Raw genomic sequence first — 16762 nt, forward strand, 5'->3', positions numbered from 1 at the left:
AAGCGCAGAACCAGAGGTCAAAACCTCTTTTTTATTAACCTAATTGGTACACTCTTCGCCCGCTATTTGGTACCTTTTTACTCCGCCATTGACAATTTGTGGCATATTTAAGTCGCATATCACAATATCGATAGGTTTTTCTTTCTGTTCGCGGATAATTTCCAATGCACATTTTCCATTGCTTGCTTCCTTGATCGACTGCACATTCAAAATGGAACGCAGCATTTTCACTATCATCTGTCGCTGAAAGTTATCATCTTCAACAACCAGAACACTTAAGTAGTTTCCTTCCATTGTTCATTTCTTCCACTGATTTACATGATGAAAAATCTATTGTTCTTAAGTTTAAATCAACAAATTTATTTGTATATTAAAAAATAAGAGCAAATAAGATATTCATTTTATAAATCATATATTTATTGTAAGATATTATGAGAATTATCGCCAGAAAAGACATTGCCTATTCGTAAGAATGAACGACAAGTTGATCGAATTCCAATTCTGGAAAAGAAAAAACCCTGCAGAATGTAAAACACTCCACGGGGCTGTTTTTGATAAGAGAATATGCTACAACAGCACTCAACTTGTATACTTTAGCAAAAAGTATCACCCACCCCGCCCAGGCCAGTTTTTTATTGCCGCTTTCCTAGATGTGCGAAAGCGAACAGACTAACCTATCCGCACAGCTCATGATAATAAGCCATCCGATATATTTTGGAGAATTATCATGGCTACCATAAGAAACATATTAATCGCTATATTTATTGGAATTCTTTTTATCTTTAGTTCGCCTGCTTTTTCTCAATCAATCCCTCCCCTGGATAAACCTGTTGAAAAGCCACAAATCGACCAAATGTCGGAATCCGGCCGCATTCAAGAACGGAATGATATAAAAAGAAGGGAACTTCCCCCGATAGCGATGAAAATCACCCCAATAATCCCAATGTGAATCAGGCTGAAGATCATTCCGATACCGATCCCAAGTCTCCCAGCATAAAACTGCGAACACCTCTTGGGACGGAAAATAATTTACATTGGAAATGATATCTAGAACACAACAAGTGCCACGTATCATTTAACAACACCAATCAATTTATCTCAACCGGCAGTGCAGTTCCTACTTTTGTCCTCTCGTCGCACTGCCCAGCTTTGCCGGTATCTACTGCCGTGAATAATACCAGTAAGCAAAGTGAACAACTGGATCAGCCTATTTCTGTTGTTTGATTCTTAGGCCTCATTAGAATCGCCCAATAGCAGGAAAAAACGCAGATCCGGAAAAATGAATATTGTAACTGTCTAAGCTGACTGCCGAAGACAGCAAGAATGGTTATCTCGATTACTCGGTAGTACTAGGGCTCCAGAACGCTTGGCTAATGAAATCTGTTGCTAAAAGCTGTTCGCCACTCGCTCAAGATCATTTCTTTCTATCGATGCCGCCGCCAAAGTTGCTTTAATTTCGATCTCGTTTGTACTAAAAGGCTAAATTACTAAATCGTGTATCGGATAACTTGCTTCTTCAAGAAATTGTTCCAAGGTAAGTAAAGCATCTTTCCGATGCTTGATTTATTTTTATTCAACTTTTCTCACTCTTACTTCAGCCCGATAATCAGTAAGCATACCAATTACGATAATAACAATACCTATCGCAATATAAAAATTCCTTGCCACTTCTTCATCTGAAAAATTAAGAATAAAGGGTATAGCTATCAACAAGGGGCCAACCATGCGCTCAATCCAACCATGAACGGTAAATGGAATTAGCTTTACTACCCCAAAAGGAAAATCAGAAGCCAGGGTAACAATCAAATGTACTATAGCTAGACTATAGGCAAGTATCGCTGATAGCTGACCTAATCCTAAAAGTGTAGGGGCAAGTAAAAAAATAAAGACTGTCAAAAAATCAAGATAACCGTGTATACGCGGCGAGATCACTTTCATGTAAATGCTCCTGTATTAATTTTTGGTCACTCCAATAGTCACCATGATCAATAAATTAATACAGCGCAATCATTGATGTCTGTTATCTACAAAACAAATTTATAAACACTCCACGTTTATTATTGATAATTCTAATAACGCAGATATAACGCGCATCTCAACTGGTTGGGTCTTACTTTGTCTATTTAGGAAATATTCTGATCTTTGGTGGCGAATCCAAATCGGTTCTATGAAAACTGATTAAAAACAGCAGAGTGTATGCGTTATAGTATGTATCGGCAATAAATGGTGCAGATGAGGCAATAAATCGACCAGATGGCATTTCAAAAACATCTAAATGGAATCTTGCATAACCGCCTTGCAGATCGGCTTTAAAGAGTGCTAATTCTGGTAGCGAAATCGGTATTAAAGAAGCTTGAATAGGAGGAATTCCAAAAAAAGTATTGCCTACTTCGGAGCCCAGAGAATCAATTACAACGTTAATACGGTACGTAGCTTTTTCTGCTCCATCCTGTACTACATATCCCAGTAACCCCAACCATGCGGCCACCACACTTTTTGCCATATCTTTATCTGGCGTCAATCCAGTAACATCCAATTTAATAATTGATCCTTTTGGCATAGGTAATGGTGAATCAATCTGTTTAGGAAGACTGCGTGAGATCGCTTCACTGATGAGTAATTGCTCAGTAGCTGTTCTTGCTGAATTCGTTATTTTTTGTGTTGTCGAACAAGCTGATATTAATCCCATTAACAGCATACTTAAGAAAATCATATGGGCAATTCTTTTCATAACAAATTTTCACTCCCAAGTTACACAGGTTTAATAGTCATTAAGAAACTTACTGACTTAAAATCATCAGCTTAAATTCTTACATCAGTTAGCGCTTGAGTTCAGTTTGAATGAGTACACATCGAGTGAATTTCTATCCGTCATCGTTAATTCGGCGAAACACAACTGGAATACTTACAGACTGTATTAAAAACAATAAGGCATCATTGACTGCTTGTTTGGCTGCATCAGTATTACCATTCTTACCTTCTTTAACAGCCAAATTTAAGCATCTGATACCTTCATTCAAAAAAATATGGTCGATTCTTCGGTAATTATCACTTCTTGTGGCGCTTGCATGAACCCTCGCGACCTCGGCAAGTTTTGCAACGGTTTTTCCATCTGAAGACCTGGATGCGGAATAAGTGTGCAGAATCGCTTCGGATAAATGATCAAATCCTGCAAATGTGCTGTAGGAGGAAAAAGCGTTAAAGGAAGTGAAAACTAGAATTAGGCTGCATATAGCTAGAGTTACGGTTTTCATGATCACTTACCCCCAAAAATTTAATATCAACAATGCAAAATGCATCGAAATATAGAGTCAATAGCTCATTTAGGTGGGTGGATTCGAGAACAAAAAACTTCAAAAAATATTTAGTAGTAATTTTAGATAATTTGCACGTTTTAATAATTTACTGCTTGCTTAAAAAGTTAATCATCACCAACCCATTGTTCATCTTAAAGTTGCCAGTTAACTATGTGAATAAGCATTTTGCTTATTTTTAACGGCACTAGGTTAGCAGAAACAATCTGTGGGTTTTAGAGTCATTATTCCAGAATAACTTACTGATATTACTATAATTCCAAAATATTAATAAAAGCAGCATCATTAATACAAATCTGATCGCGCGTATAGTCAAGCATTCCACGATTTCTGAAATCATTCAAAATTGTACTTACCACAGAACGGCTTGCTCCCACTAAATCCGCCACTTCCTGCTGGGTCAAATGGATTTCCAAGGTATATCCATGAGAACATCTTATTCCAAACATCTCAGCCAAATCTAATAATGTAGTTACAACGCGTACTTCAATTGGTTGAGTCAAAATAGTTCTTAACTTGCGTTCTACTCTCTGTCTCCGAGCATACATATCTTCAATGACATGCCAAGCCAACTCTGCTTGATGAGACATCATTGTTTTAAAATCACCATATGCTATTCGATAGTAATTAACTTCACCCAATGTTTGCGCAGTCTCATCTATTTCCTGACCGGCAGAGTTATTTTGAAAGCAACCAGTGACATCCCCTCTTTTAAGCAGATCAATAGTAATTTCACTCCCTTGCTCCGCTATATGAGAAAGCTTAACAATACCGTTTTTTATCCAAAATAAATTGGAACAACGATCACCTTGGTGGTAAAGAAAAGCATTTTTAGAAACATTAATTTCCTGAATGGAAGGATAAACTTTCTGCAATTGATTCAAATCACGTTCAAAGATTTCGTTAATCAACCTGGATTTAGCATCGCGTACTATGGATTGCATTTTCAATTCCATTGAAATTTAACTGTATTTAATTATGCAATAATTTAGCTGCTTAACGAACTTAGAAATCAGCACAAATGAGACGTGACAAATCTGACGAATATTGGCGAGTGTTGGTGAGCACCGGCGAGTATATTATTAATAAAAACAGTTAGCTAAAACACCTGTTAATCCGCAGGTCCCAGGTTCGAGCCCTGGTCGGGGAGCCATATTTTTCTTGGACTTACCACTGCTATCACTGATCGCCGGACTCCATGATTGCAGGTCGGAGGCAAATCTGACGCTGAATATTTATCAGACTCAGCAGTATCCCCCGAATTCATAACGTGACAGAATCGTGACATCGCTTTGCTGTCACTTCCCAATTCTGAATAAGCGCAAGAAATAAAGTTGCAAATATTAGTCAGGGGCGACAATTGTATTGCGACAGCATAACTAAAAGTTCAAATCAGATGGATTGAAGTATCTCTTATATATATTTCAGGTAACCATTTGTCAAAATTCCTTAGACGACATACAGCGCTGACAAGATACAGGCTTGGATAGGGCTCTCCAGGTTTTTTCTATTGAGTTTTCTGCTGGTCGTTTTCTTGTTTTTCAGACTTCTCTTCCTGCTTGATCCATTTATCGTAACAATCGAGGCCACAATAATACATAATATAGTCAGTAGCTTTCACGCTTTTAGCTTCGGAAATAGGTATTTCTTTGAAGCATACTACACAGGAAACTCTTTCTGGTTCAACTAATTTCTTTTGCTCAGTCATTTCAAAATCCTTTTAATCTATTTGAAATAGTGATGATGATTCCTATTATGATTGGAGCTGAATCTGGCATCTCATTTTATCAGTTTCTGTGTAGTCCACACTCGCGGTTTTCGTCCGCTTTCGCAGGATCGAAGTAATCCCATTCATTGGGTAGATTATGTTGCTTCAGATAATTTTCCATATCGGCATCCGTCCAATAGAAAACAGGATTGATTTTGATGGTGTTATAAATTTCATCCTTGGAGAGAATATCCAGCTTGGCGCGCCCCGGATTTTGTACTTTGCGTAAAGCTGTTAACCAGACTACAGGTGCAAGTTCTTTCATGCCACGTTGAAAGGGCTCTAGCTTCATCATTTCACTAAATTTCTTCAGTTCAGCTTCATCGTCGACATTTGGAATTGGCCCATAAATAGCATCACGATGTGCAGCAGTTAGCTTTGGCAAATAAGTCTTAAGGTTGAGATTGAGTCTCTCACAAAGTTTCTCGGCATATCGGTAAGTCGCTGGCCGGTTGTAACCGTGATCAACCCAAAGCACTGGAATATCCGGCTGTACTTGAACGCAGAGATGAAGAATGACCGCTTCAAAAGGGCGGAAGTTGGTCGACACAATAGCATGACCGTTCGCTCGTTCAATGCCCCATCGTACTATGTCTAGTGCAGGTTTATTTTGTAACGCTGCATTGTGTTCTGCAATTTTATTATTCGTCATTTTAGATTTTTTTTGCGAAAAACTTGTCAAATTTTTGTGTTATATAAAAAGAAAGACGGTTTTGATGACAAGCACAATTTGACAGTAGAGAGAGAATGTTACTTTTATTAAATTGTCTTCATACCTGCTAAACAATAACTATGACTTACTCAATATTCAAAGATTCCTTAACATAATCAGAATGGAGAAATAATGTCTACCCTCGTCACTCACCTTGCTCCCGATTTTACTAAGCCTGCCGTTTTGCCTAATGGCAGTTTTGATGAAAATTTCAATTTTCATGCCCATATTCGCGATAAATATGCAGTATTGTTTTTCTACCCCCTTGATTTCACCTTCGTCTGCCCATCGGAAATCATTGCACATTCTCATCGGGCGAAAGATTTTCAGCGGCGTAATGTGGAAGTGATCGGTGTCTCGGTGGATTCCCATTTCACGCATTATGCCTGGCGCAATACACCGATAACCCAAGGCGGCATCGGTCCGATTGATATTACGCTGGTATCTGATTTGGGTGGGGAGGTGATGAATGCTTACGGAATCAGTCATCCGAATCATGTGGCGTTACGCGGTTCATTCTTGATCGACAAAAAGGGAATCGTTCGCCATCAGGTAGTTAACGACTTGCCGCTCGGCCGGGATGTTGACGAGATGTTACGGATGGTCGATGCGCTGCAATTCTTTGAGGAGCGCGGAGAGCTCTGCCCGGCAGGCTGGAAAAGTGGAGAGCCTGGTATGAAAGCAAGCCCTGAAGGAGTGGCGGAATATCTCAGTCATCACGCGGAAAAATTGTAAACTTGAGAAAACAGTTTTTACTGTAGCTTTTCTATGAAGCAATAAGGAGAAACACATGAACCTGGATAAAGATAAAGCTGTGGCATTACTCAATCAGATCATGGAACTCGAGCTTGCTGGCGTAGTGCGTTATACACACTACTCCTTGATGGTATACGGCTATGGCCGCATTCCTATTGTCGAATGGTTGAATAAGCAAGCCGAAGAAGGATTATTGCATGCCCGCAAGGCGGGTGAGCTCGTCACTTTGCTGGAAGGGCATCCTTCGCTTGCCATCGGCCCTTTACTTGAGACGCATCAACATGATAATAGTTTGGTCTGTTCGGCTCCTGTTGGCGATATTCTTCGCGAATCTCTTGCTCATGAAAACGAAGCTCTGAAAGCCTATTACCAATTATTGGAATTGGCTCAAGGCAAATCAGTGGTTTTGGAGGAATACGCTCGCGGTTTAATAGTAGAAGAGGAATTACATGCCGATGCAATCAGAAAGATGTTGCAACAACCCTGCGCAACGGAAAAATTATAAATATCAGAGTTTCACCAACAAATGGTGAATGCGTTGTTTTTGAGAGCCTAAAAAAGTAACGAGTGATAGGCGAAGCAAAATAAAGTGAACATGAGCAGTATTTTTAGTGCTTCCTTAAAGTACAAGAGCTATCCAAAAAATGAAATAACTGGTCACAATCTGTTCTGACAGTTACCCGATTTGACGGTGTGCCTGTTTAATGAATAGCTTCGTGGCAAGACCACGGGGAATAGTGAGTTTAAAAAAGTGAAAGCATCATTCTCCAGTACCCAGATTTATCCGATTTGGTGAGCCGTCCATCGCTTGGATTTTTATCACCACTGGCAATGTCCGCTTTCAAGCCGGGCCGGGGTGACCACGGCAGCGCAGTAAAGGTAAAACCTGTATCAGAAGCAACTGTCCAGGCACGGATAGTTTGACTGCCGATATGGCCGATCTGGAATACTGCTTCCAGATTCCAGTCCCAATTCTTTGCAGAACCAAACAGTCGGGTGCCGAAAGAATGCCTGTGCTCCCGCCCCTGCGCTGCTGCAAACCGACCTTGATCTCTTTCATAACCAAGCCAGTAGAGATCGATTTTGAGCGGCGCAATACTTTCCGGTGCGAATGTGGCATATAAGCCGTACAGCGCCTGCGACTTGCTAATCACATCATCAAATGCTTCCGGTTTATTGAAAACCGGACGAAAGGCGAGAGCATCAATGCGATATGGCCCCTGTTTCCAACTGGCGCGTGCGCCATCGAAAGCAAGACGGATATTGGGACCCTCTCGTACCGCGATCAAGCGCGAGGTGCCCAAAATAACTTCCTGTCTGCCCGCACGGAGGGAAAATCTATCGCCGTTCCAAGCCAGAAAACCCTGCTGCAAGTCGATATTGCTTTGATCGTTGCTCTCTGCACCCCCACGGCGTCCAGATTCATCATAGGCCCCGAATTGCATGAACATCTGAGCATGCTTGCCGACACGTAGGTCGCCATGCATTAAGCCCCGAAACAGTGTATAGCTGTCACCCCTATGGCTGTTCATTGTGTTACCGATACCGAAATCCAGAGGCCAATAACCTTGGGCGCGCACGCGCGCGTCAGAACCGAGCGTAAGAGTAGTTTCCTCGGTGATACGCCAGCATTTGGGTGTCATTTTGTTGCAATTTGACCCCCAGTTCTCCTCGAATCGTAGCGGCATATATTCGGATGCAGCCACTGACAATGACATTGCAAACAGTACAACGGTAATCAGACTGGTTTTATATTTTCTGGCCGTCTGTTGGCACATATAGAGGTTTACTGAGCAAGCGAGGTTTTATATGCATCATATTACCCAGCACGAACAGCCGAGCACACCCCAGAAGCCACGCTGGTCACCAATATTCACAGCATCTTGATACGCACGTCCATGAGCATGTCCATGCAAGGAACAACTGATCCCGCAGCCGCAAGCTGTCTGAGCAAACGCATTTAATGCGGCCACATTAGCCGCAGGCTTGAAATAGCCGCTGTAGTGATTCACCGGAGACCAATCTGGCATGGCTGGTGGCAAGGGTGGAGAAAGCGCGCTGAATTCGTCATCACCGTAAACAATGCGCCCGCCGACGATCGTCAGCACCGAAACAAGATTGCGAATTTCGTCTTCCGGCACGCTAGAGTAGTCGGCGGACAGTACGGCGAGGTCCGCGTATTGACCGACTTTAATCTGACCTTTGATACCCTCCTCGTTCGAAAACCAGGTATTTGCCTGCGTGTACAGACGTAACGCAGTCTCGCGATCGACAAGATTCGCTACCGGGTACAGCGAGAGACCGCCCAAAGTTTTACCACTAGTCAGCCAATAAAGGGCATTCCATGGATCGTAGCTGGCCACACGAGTGGCGTCAGTACCAGCGCCGACATTGACGCCCATTTGCAGCATACGCCGATAAGGCGGCGTGCGCTCCGCAGCTTTGTGGCCGTAGCGCTGCACGAAAAATTCACCCTGATAAGCCATGCGGTGCTGTATGGCGATACCGCCGCCAAGTTTGGCGATACGCTCAAGATTGGCATCGGTTACGGTTTCGGCATGATCAAAAAACCAGTGCAGTCCGTCAAAGGGAATATCCCGATTCACCTTTTCGAATACATCCAGCGCACGTGAGATGGTCTCATTGTAGGTGGCGTGCAGACGGAATGGCCAGTGATTACTGACAAGAATGCGCACTACCGCCTCCAGATCGTTCTCCATATTCGGCACCATATCCGGACGTGGCATGCGAAAATCCTCGAAATCTGCTGCAGAAAAGACCAGCATTTCGCCTGCGCCGTTATGCCGGTAGTAGCTATCACCGTCGCCAGGTTTTCCCATCTTTGTCCACTTCGTGAAGTCGGCAACCTCTTCTCCAGCTTTTTGTGTGAACAGGTTATAGGCGATACGTAGGGTCAGCTCACCCGTTTGGTGCAATTCTTCAATAATCTTGTAATCGTCTGGGTAGTTCTGAAAACCGCCACCGGCATCAATGACGCTGGTTATACCCAGGCGGTTCATTTCCCGCATGAAATGGCGCGTGGAATTGAGCTGATACTCGTAAGGCAGCTTGGGACCTTTGGCAAGCGCCGAATACAGGATCAGCGCATTGGGCTCTGCCAGCAGCAGACCTATCGGTTCTCCGTTGGCGTCCTTGGCAATCAAACCGCCTGGCGGATTAGGCGTGTCACGATCGTAGCCGCAGGCGCGCAGTGCTGCGCGATTTAGCAGGGCGCGATCGTAAAGATGCAAGATGAAAACCGGGGTATCCGGTGCGACTGCATTGATTTCGTCAAGTGTCGGCAAGCGTTTTTCAGCGAACTGCATTTCTGTAAAGCCGCCGACGATGCGCACCCATTGCGGTGCGGGCGTGCGTGCTACCTGTTCCTTCAGGCGGCGCATGGCATCAGCCAACGAGGGGATGCCGTCCCAGCGCAACTCCATATTGTAATTGAGTCCACCGCGGATGAAATGCAGATGCGAATCGATCAGACCGGGAATGACGCGGCGGCGGTTAAGATCAATTACCAGTGCATGGTCTTCGGCAAAGCACATCACCTCGTCGTCGTTTCCCACAGCAATGAAACAGCCTTCCGCAATGGCAACGGCCGTGGCTTGCGGATTCTGGCGATCCAGCGTCGTGAATTGACCGTTGTGTAGTATCAATTGGGTTTTGTGGTTCTGCATTGATGAACCTCGCAAAGTTTCAGCAAGCACGCCAGTTTTCGAAAAACAATAAAGACGCTCCGGCTGTTTGCAAAATACGCCGACGGCGCAGGGTTACCGCGCTATCACCCATGTTTCATCCCTTTCGGAGCCTGACTATTTATTTCTTGGTAATGGCGAAGTAGCTCGTCATCAGGTTACGGTAGTTAGGCAGATAACTGGAAAATAAAGCACCCAACCCTTCGATATCATTACGCCAGTCGCGGTGCAATTCGCAAGCCACGCCAAACCAGCTCATCAGTTGCACACCGGAAGCTTGCATGCGTGCCCAAGCGGCGTCACGAGTTATTTCATTAAAAGTACCGGAAGCATCGGTAACTACGAATACTTCATAACCTTCTTCGATCGCAGATAACGCTGGAAAAGCGACGCAGACTTCAGTGACTACACCGGCGATGATCAGTTGCTTGCGGCCAGTTTTTTTGATCGCATTGACAAAATCTTCGTTATCCCAGGCATTGATATTGCCGGGACGAGCGATATACGGTGCAGTAGGGTGCATCTCCTTGATTTCCGGAACCAGCGGCCCATTGGGGCCTCCTTCAAAGCTGGTGGTCAGGATGGTGGGCAACTTGAAATATTTACCACAGGCTGTTATGGCTAACACGTTATTCTTGAACTCATTCGGTGAAAAATCCTGCACCAGTGAAATCAGCCCTGCCTGATGATCCACCAATAGCAAAACAGCATCATCTTTAGAAAGCCGGTTGTATTTGAAAGTCTTGTTCATTGTAGTGCTCCTTTCATTGGTTGTTGTTATGCATTTTTATTCAATACAGCGCATAGAATCGGTCACTGATGATCTTGCCATCTTTCCAGTGCTGTACCGCTACTTGATCAAACTTTTTGTGGCCTAAATCTTTATGCTTGTATTCATAATGCCACTCGGTCATCGTGACGTTTTCTCCTACGGTGGTCGATACAATTTCCGATTTGAGCCATACTTCAACACCTTCGAATAATTCGGATTCTCGATCTTTGGCTTGTTTCAAGCCTTTCGCCACCACATCATTTCTTTCGACTACGATGCAATCGGGATGGTAATACTTATCCATCGATTCCAATATCTCGCCATTTAAAATCATCCGATTTAAGTCGTTAAGTTTTTCTTCCAAGGTCATTTTTATTCCTAATTCTTCGCTTTCTAAAAGAACTGCAACTTAGAAACAAGACTGATTTGTGAGCTTATGTGGAAGGGATTGGTGCTATTTTGCCCATCTTGCCGCTCTGGTAGTCTATCTTGGCCTGGCGAATTTGCTCCGCAGTATTCATGACAAATGGACCGCTGCCTGCGATGGGTTCTTCGATGGGTTCACCACTCAACAAAAGTGCGATGGTATCGGGTTTGCTGCTGATACAGATATGATCACCTGCCCGATCGAACAAGCTAACCTCTGCGGTAGCGAGGATTTCCGAATCATCGATGCAAATTGATCCCTTGAGCACTACCAACAATGTGTTGTAACCATCCGGCGCAGCAAAGTTAATAGACTGATCACTGGTCAAACGCAAATCCCATACATTAATCGGCGTAAAGGTATGCGCTGGTCCAGTAGTTCCATCGAATTCACCCGCAATGACGCGCACTCTTCCTTGATCCCCTGGGAGATTGACTGCGGGAATCTGGTTATCCAGAATGCTTTGATAATGAGGTGGCGACATCTTATCCTTAGCGGGTAAATTCACCCAAAGCTGCACCATCTCAAGTACACCACCATGCCTTGCAAAATCCCGGCCATGAAACTCTTCATGAACCAAGCCAGAAGCTGCGGTCATCCATTGCACATCGCCAGGACCAATCCTGCCGCCACCACCAGAGCTATCACGATGCTCTACTTCACCGCTATACACGATAGTGACCGTTTCAAAACCGCGATGTGGATGTTCGCTCACACCATGGCGTTGCTCAGTCGGTGAGAATTCCATGGGTCCAGCATAATCAAACAGCAAAAAAGGACTGGTCATAGGGCCCAGTATTGAATAGGAAAATAATGTGCGTACAGGAAAACCATCACCAACCCAGTGCTGATCTGTATTCCGTTGGATACGTAACAGCTTCTTAACGGATGGATCAGATTTTAATGTCTGCATAGCTTATTATCCCCCAACTAGATTTTGTGTTTACGTGATAGATTAATACCGTCAGGATAAATTACAAGTACGCACAAAAAGGATACTGCCACGCGAAGGATGTCAAATGTCAAAGAAAGAAGCCTGTTGTCCCGTAGAAGTGACGTTGAAAGTGATTGGAGGGCGTTGGAAAGTTCTGATTATCCATAGCCTATTAAACGGTACGATGCGATTTAATCAGTTACAAAGGGATTTAACAGGAATTACTCACCGTACCCTCAGCCGACAATTGCGAGAAATGGAAGCAGACCAATTAATTATCAGGAATAATTTCAACGAGATTCCCCCGCACGTAGAATATTCATTATCTCCGTTAGGACATTCACTTAAAACTATCCTGTATGCGATGGACGAATGGGGAAAAAATTATGATGCAGGAGGCAAATAAAAGTGAGTACTTTAAGTGTGTTACGAACTGCATCAGCTACTCTCAATACACTTGTGCTACACAGTGCCGTTGCAAATAGCCTATTTTCAGTTTTATCAACATAACAGTAAGACATCATGATACAAATCATCGGAATTACAGGAAGTCTACGTAGCGGTTCGTACAATACTGCACTGCTCTACGTATGGCCGCAGGACTAATGCCGAACAAAGCCAAGTTGGAGATCGCGACACTCAAAGGCATTCCGCTCTATGATGAAGATATCGAGGTCAATGAAGGTATTCCTCAAACAGTTATTGTGCTGCAAGAACAAATTGCTGCTGCGGATGGATTATTGCTGGCTACCCCAGAATACAATAATTCCATACCGGGCGTGCTCAAAAATGCGATTGACTGGCTATCTCGGCCACCAAGTAGTATTGCACGAACTTTCGGCGATCGTCCAGTTGCACTAATGGGGGCATCGCCCGGCGGATTTGGCACAGTCCTGTCTCAGAATGCCTGGCTCCCTGTGCTACGGGCATTAGGCATGCGTCCATGGTTCGGTGGACGGTTGCTCATATCACGAGCACATCACGTCTTCAATGAATCGGGTCAAACGGTAGATGAGGCAGCACATGAGCAACTCCGAAGTTTTCTTGCTGGGTTCGCCGAGTTCATCCAAGCTAGTAGCAGCCGCGCTGGAGATTGAGTGTTGCCAGAACCATTTGGCTAAGTGCTTGCTCAGCGTAACGGGCGCCCGAAGCGGGATGCCTGCAGGGTGACATCGGCACGCTCCCAAGCTTTTTTGAAGCGCGCTTCGATAAGCCTTGCCTGATCATCCTTTTTTTGCGCGCGCAATGCCTGTATCAGTCCGTAGAGTGCCCAACCATTGTTACGATTTCGCCGCAAGTCTTCCCAGTAAACGGTTTCCGCTTCAGTTGGCTGACCTGCTTCCAGCAAGATAGCACCCAGTGCCAAGCGTGGCGGGAGATGAAATTCTGATGGCTCTGTATATACCAGGGCATCCTCTAGGCGAACCGCTTTTTCAAGGTATGCAATAGCCTGATCGAATTGACCGTGAGCAGCGGCAATTTCACCTGCCAGTACTTCAGGTGCGATACTGAGTATGGTGCTGGTAGTATTTTTAGACAACAGCGCATTGTCTAGTGACGGGTTTTTCATGATCTTGCGCAGCGCTATTAACTCCTGCTCAGCTAGTAGCGGTTGCCTCATCGCAACAAATGCTAGACCACGTACATAATGCCAGCTCCCGTTCAAAAATGGATTGGTTGACGGTGGCGCAGGTTGTTCAAGAATTTCTTGCCAATGTCCAAACCTGGCTAATGCCCAATAAGGTGTCACGCGAAAAATTGCCGTCAATGGAATCGCTTTTAGCACTTCATCGTCAATTTTGCCAGCAGCTTGTTTGGCAGATTCGATTGCAATCTTGCTTTGACCATCCAGTGTGGCTGCGAACCAGAGAAAGTGAATGTTGTGCGGATAATAGACCATCGGGTATAACCCTTGGGCATGGCATTGTGTAATGTAATTTTCGTCTGCCGCGATTGCCAATTGATTGCTTTTCATGGAATCGGCGTAGCGTCCGATCCGCTGATAAATATGCGATGCCATGTGTATTATATGCCCTGCCTCCGGCATTAAGTTCAGCAAGGTATCGGCTGCCTTCTCTGCACGCTCAGGTGTACTGGTCGGCTCAATCAGGTGAATATACATGTGCAGCGCGCCAGGATGTTGCGGATTGCGCTGTAATACATCTTCAGTAAGCGCGACGATTTCGGCTGTGCCTTCATACGGAGTACCGTCGAGCATCCAGTAGCCCCAAGGTCGCAAATCCATCATGGACTCGACATACAGCACCGCGATATCCGCATCATCCGGAAAACTCTGATGCACCTCCCGCATTGCCTCCGCGTAAGCCTTATCATTCGTTGTTCTGTGTTCGGTTTTTCCTGAATAGCGCTTTTCCAGCGCGCTAATGAGTGCTCGTTCTCTTGGCGAAGCATTCATCATCAGTGACTTGGCTTGCTGCATAATTTCCAAAGCCTGCGGCTCCTCATTCGGCTCCATCATGGCGTTAATATTAGGACCGAGTACAAGTGCCTGACCCCAGTAAGCCATCGCAAGTTCGGGATCAAGCCTTGCCGCCTCACGAAATGCGCGGCGTGCCTCAGCATGGTTGAATGCATACGCAAGATTGAGGCCCTGATTGATATATTGCTGTGCCAGCGGATTGCGTGTACTGACTGGAAATGTGTGCGTACCCAGATTTTGCAGTCTAGGTATAAGTTGGTCATCTGATTCAGTTGCTGCAAATGATTCAAAAGTACTTGCGACAACCAGAGTCAGAGCTAGTATTGCAAGGCGAAAAGTATGGGGTTGCATAATCATTACTCCCTTGATGAAAAATATTTTTCATGACCGGCAAAATTTTTGCATGCTATTCAGCCGTAGTTGGATCAATCACGGACCTGACTTGAGAAATACGATTGGCTGGAAACTCGCCTTGTTCAGCATGTGCTCTAACGGTGGCCTCATCGGGGGCAATGTAGACGCAATAGACTTTATCGTCAGTCACATAACTTTCCAGCCACTGGATTCGTGGTCCCATACTGTTTAAGATACCGCATGATTTCTGCGAAATGGCTTTTAGCTCTTGTTGTGTCAGTGAACCTGCTCCAGGAATTTCGCGTTCAATAATATATTTTGGCATTTTTATCCCCTCTAAAATTGAATTAATAATATGACCGGTCGTCTATTTATTCGATAAAAATAATCAAGCCTTAAAATAATCTTCCAGCAAATCCTGACAACATTGCTTAACCGGCGCAGATGACTTCTCTATTTGCATTCGCAGTAAAGCTCCTTGCCAGGCATTGATCAGCAAATCAGCCATTGCTTCGGACGATTTGTCTGACCTTACTGTTCCTTGCTGTTGCGCATTGGCCAATCCAGACTGCAATAAATCTCGATAGCGCCTGATAGCCGATTGCAGGGATTGCTGACAAACATCGTTGGTGCTGCCGATTTCTCCCATCAGATTACCCAGCAGGCAACCGCCTTTAAATTGGTTATTTTCGAGTTCCACAATTAGCTCGTCAAAATATCTCCTGATTGCGTTTAGCGCGTCCGTGTCGGTTTTGCTCAGATGTGTGGACAACCTCACAATAAAAGGATCAATATAGTGCTGAATGACCTCAGCACCAAAATCCTCTTTGCTGCCGAAATAATTATAGAAAGAACCCTTTGGAACGCTCACCGCATCGAGAATTTCCTGCAACCCGGTACCGTGATAACCTTGCTCAATAAATAAAGCGACGCCTTGGTTTAAGAGGTTTTCTCTATTGAGTTCTTTTTGGATTGATTTAGCCATATGCATACAATATGACCAGTCGTCTTAATTGTCAAATAAAATTTTGTTAAACGCTTTTGCGGCAAGATGTAAATTGATGCATTTAGATTTCTAGCATGTTGACACCGGTCGAATATTGCTTAGACCTTTTTGACTGGTGGATGCCCAATCCAGCTTACTGATTGGCAATTGATTTAAACGTTAAACTGTAAGAAATCTCAGAGTTGTTTACAGATAGGTTGATTGAAATAAGCGGTGAGTATTTCATAAGGGGTGGCATTATTCAAACTCTTGTGAGGCTTAACGGTATTGTAGAAATTAATGAAACGGAGAAGCTGAATGTGCCGATCGGCGCAGTCTTTAAAGTGAATCTTGCTGTGCCACATATCCATCAGGGTGCGGATAACCCGCTCAGCTTTACCGTTGGTTTGCGGACGATTGATGCGGGTAAACTTCTGACCGATACCGTGCTGCCTGCAAGCTTTGACGAAAGCGTGGCTGTCAGTTCCTTTAAATTCTTTACCGTTGTCAGAATAAGCATAGTCGATCTGGTAAGGACATTGAGCAACAGTGCTTGTGAGAAAGCAAGCTGCACTATGCTGGGTTTTATCGGGAAG

At 44.3% G+C, this 16762-nt stretch carries 21 protein-coding genes; 5 read left to right on the top strand and 16 right to left on the bottom strand.

Annotated features, from left to right (window positions below):
* Positions 1 to 39 precede the first annotated feature (39 nt).
* Positions 40 to 294: a response regulator transcription factor gene (locus BLU57_RS14425; RefSeq protein ID WP_090322387.1), complete on the bottom strand. Its 255-nt coding sequence runs from the start codon at positions 292 to 294 to the stop codon at positions 40 to 42.
* A 433-nt stretch (positions 295 to 727) separates the two neighbouring features.
* Here BLU57_RS14425 and BLU57_RS14435 point away from each other — a divergent pair, with 433 nt between their 5' ends.
* Positions 728 to 949 (top strand): hypothetical protein, encoded by a 222-nt coding sequence (locus BLU57_RS14435; protein WP_090322392.1) that lies wholly within the window; start codon positions 728 to 730, stop codon positions 947 to 949.
* A 620-nt stretch (positions 950 to 1569) separates the two neighbouring features.
* On the opposite strand, the gene BLU57_RS14440 is transcribed toward BLU57_RS14435, so the two are convergent.
* From BLU57_RS14440 to BLU57_RS14465, 6 genes are all read right to left on the bottom strand, one after another.
* Positions 1570 to 1938 carry a hypothetical protein gene (locus tag BLU57_RS14440; RefSeq protein ID WP_090322395.1) on the bottom strand — a complete coding sequence of 123 codons (369 nt, stop codon included), beginning with the start codon at positions 1936 to 1938 and terminating at the stop codon, positions 1570 to 1572.
* A gap of 181 nt (positions 1939 to 2119) precedes the next feature.
* The gene (locus BLU57_RS14445) at positions 2120 to 2731 is read right to left on the bottom strand and encodes a hypothetical protein (protein ID WP_090322398.1); all 612 of its coding nucleotides are present in this window, start codon (positions 2729 to 2731) and stop codon (positions 2120 to 2122) included.
* 133 nt (positions 2732 to 2864) lie between these two features.
* On the bottom strand, positions 2865 to 3254 hold the full coding sequence (gene smbP / locus BLU57_RS14450) for a small metal-binding protein SmbP (protein ID WP_090322400.1): 390 nt from the start codon (positions 3252 to 3254) through the stop codon (positions 2865 to 2867).
* Positions 3255 to 3565: 311 nt separating this feature from the next.
* Positions 3566 to 4258 carry a Crp/Fnr family transcriptional regulator gene (locus BLU57_RS14455; protein WP_090322402.1) on the bottom strand — a complete coding sequence of 231 codons (693 nt, stop codon included), beginning with the start codon at positions 4256 to 4258 and terminating at the stop codon, positions 3566 to 3568.
* A 563-nt stretch (positions 4259 to 4821) separates the two neighbouring features.
* Positions 4822 to 5022: a DUF3330 domain-containing protein gene (locus BLU57_RS14460; RefSeq protein WP_090322405.1), complete on the bottom strand. Its 201-nt coding sequence runs from the start codon at positions 5020 to 5022 to the stop codon at positions 4822 to 4824.
* A gap of 79 nt (positions 5023 to 5101) precedes the next feature.
* Positions 5102 to 5734 carry a phosphoadenosine phosphosulfate reductase domain-containing protein gene (locus BLU57_RS14465; protein ID WP_090322406.1) on the bottom strand — a complete coding sequence of 211 codons (633 nt, stop codon included), beginning with the start codon at positions 5732 to 5734 and terminating at the stop codon, positions 5102 to 5104.
* Positions 5735 to 5926: 192 nt separating this feature from the next.
* Between BLU57_RS14465 and BLU57_RS14470 the strand changes: the two genes are divergently transcribed.
* Both BLU57_RS14470 and BLU57_RS14475 read left to right on the top strand, forming a co-directional pair.
* Complete coding sequence (locus tag BLU57_RS14470; RefSeq protein ID WP_090322408.1) at positions 5927 to 6529, top strand: peroxiredoxin; 603 nt, start codon at positions 5927 to 5929, stop codon at positions 6527 to 6529.
* Between the two features lie 55 nt (positions 6530 to 6584).
* Positions 6585 to 7055, top strand: a complete 471-nt coding sequence (locus tag BLU57_RS14475) for a ferritin-like domain-containing protein (protein WP_090322411.1) — start codon at positions 6585 to 6587, stop codon at positions 7053 to 7055.
* Positions 7056 to 7293: 238 nt separating this feature from the next.
* Here the strand turns inward: BLU57_RS14475 and BLU57_RS14480 are convergent, their stop codons facing one another.
* The 5 genes from BLU57_RS14480 to BLU57_RS14500 all read right to left on the bottom strand — a co-directional run bounded on the left by BLU57_RS14480 (position 7294) and on the right by BLU57_RS14500 (position 12366).
* A complete protein-coding gene (locus tag BLU57_RS14480) occupies positions 7294 to 8328 on the bottom strand; it encodes an alginate export family protein (protein WP_090322414.1) in 1035 nt (344 codons plus the stop codon).
* A gap of 36 nt (positions 8329 to 8364) precedes the next feature.
* Positions 8365 to 10236, bottom strand: a complete 1872-nt coding sequence (locus BLU57_RS14485; protein ID WP_090322417.1) for an amidohydrolase — start codon at positions 10234 to 10236, stop codon at positions 8365 to 8367.
* 139 nt (positions 10237 to 10375) lie between these two features.
* Entirely contained in the window at positions 10376 to 11005 is a 630-nt protein-coding gene (gene ycaC, locus BLU57_RS14490; protein WP_090322421.1) for an isochorismate family cysteine hydrolase YcaC, read from the bottom strand.
* A 40-nt stretch (positions 11006 to 11045) separates the two neighbouring features.
* Complete coding sequence (locus tag BLU57_RS14495; RefSeq protein ID WP_090322423.1) at positions 11046 to 11396, bottom strand: nuclear transport factor 2-like protein; 351 nt, start codon at positions 11394 to 11396, stop codon at positions 11046 to 11048.
* Positions 11397 to 11460: 64 nt separating this feature from the next.
* Positions 11461 to 12366 (bottom strand): pirin family protein, encoded by a 906-nt coding sequence (locus BLU57_RS14500; protein WP_090322426.1) that lies wholly within the window; start codon positions 12364 to 12366, stop codon positions 11461 to 11463.
* A gap of 106 nt (positions 12367 to 12472) precedes the next feature.
* Here BLU57_RS14500 and BLU57_RS14505 point away from each other — a divergent pair, with 106 nt between their 5' ends.
* Positions 12473 to 12793, top strand: coding sequence for a winged helix-turn-helix transcriptional regulator (locus BLU57_RS14505; protein WP_090322429.1), 321 nt, complete (start codon positions 12473 to 12475; stop codon positions 12791 to 12793).
* A gap of 199 nt (positions 12794 to 12992) precedes the next feature.
* Complete coding sequence (locus tag BLU57_RS14510; protein ID WP_218131684.1) at positions 12993 to 13484, top strand: NADPH-dependent FMN reductase; 492 nt, start codon at positions 12993 to 12995, stop codon at positions 13482 to 13484.
* 32 nt (positions 13485 to 13516) lie between these two features.
* Here BLU57_RS14510 and BLU57_RS14515 read toward each other — a convergent pair whose 3' ends face one another.
* The 4 genes from BLU57_RS14515 to BLU57_RS16950 all read right to left on the bottom strand — a co-directional run bounded on the left by BLU57_RS14515 (position 13517) and on the right by BLU57_RS16950 (position 16693).
* On the bottom strand, positions 13517 to 15178 hold the full coding sequence (locus BLU57_RS14515) for a tetratricopeptide repeat protein (protein ID WP_090322431.1): 1662 nt from the start codon (positions 15176 to 15178) through the stop codon (positions 13517 to 13519).
* 55 nt (positions 15179 to 15233) lie between these two features.
* On the bottom strand, positions 15234 to 15506 hold the full coding sequence (locus tag BLU57_RS14520) for a DUF4242 domain-containing protein (RefSeq protein WP_090322434.1): 273 nt from the start codon (positions 15504 to 15506) through the stop codon (positions 15234 to 15236).
* A gap of 63 nt (positions 15507 to 15569) precedes the next feature.
* Complete coding sequence (locus BLU57_RS14525) at positions 15570 to 16166, bottom strand: TetR/AcrR family transcriptional regulator (protein ID WP_090322436.1); 597 nt, start codon at positions 16164 to 16166, stop codon at positions 15570 to 15572.
* Positions 16167 to 16363: 197 nt separating this feature from the next.
* Positions 16364 to 16693, bottom strand: coding sequence for an integrase core domain-containing protein (locus tag BLU57_RS16950; protein ID WP_371113153.1), 330 nt, complete (start codon positions 16691 to 16693; stop codon positions 16364 to 16366).
* Positions 16694 to 16762 lie beyond the last annotated feature (69 nt).

Origin of the sequence: Nitrosomonas oligotropha (assembly GCF_900106555.1) — a bacterium.
In the GTDB taxonomy this organism is placed as follows: domain Bacteria; phylum Pseudomonadota; class Gammaproteobacteria; order Burkholderiales; family Nitrosomonadaceae; genus Nitrosomonas; species Nitrosomonas oligotropha_A.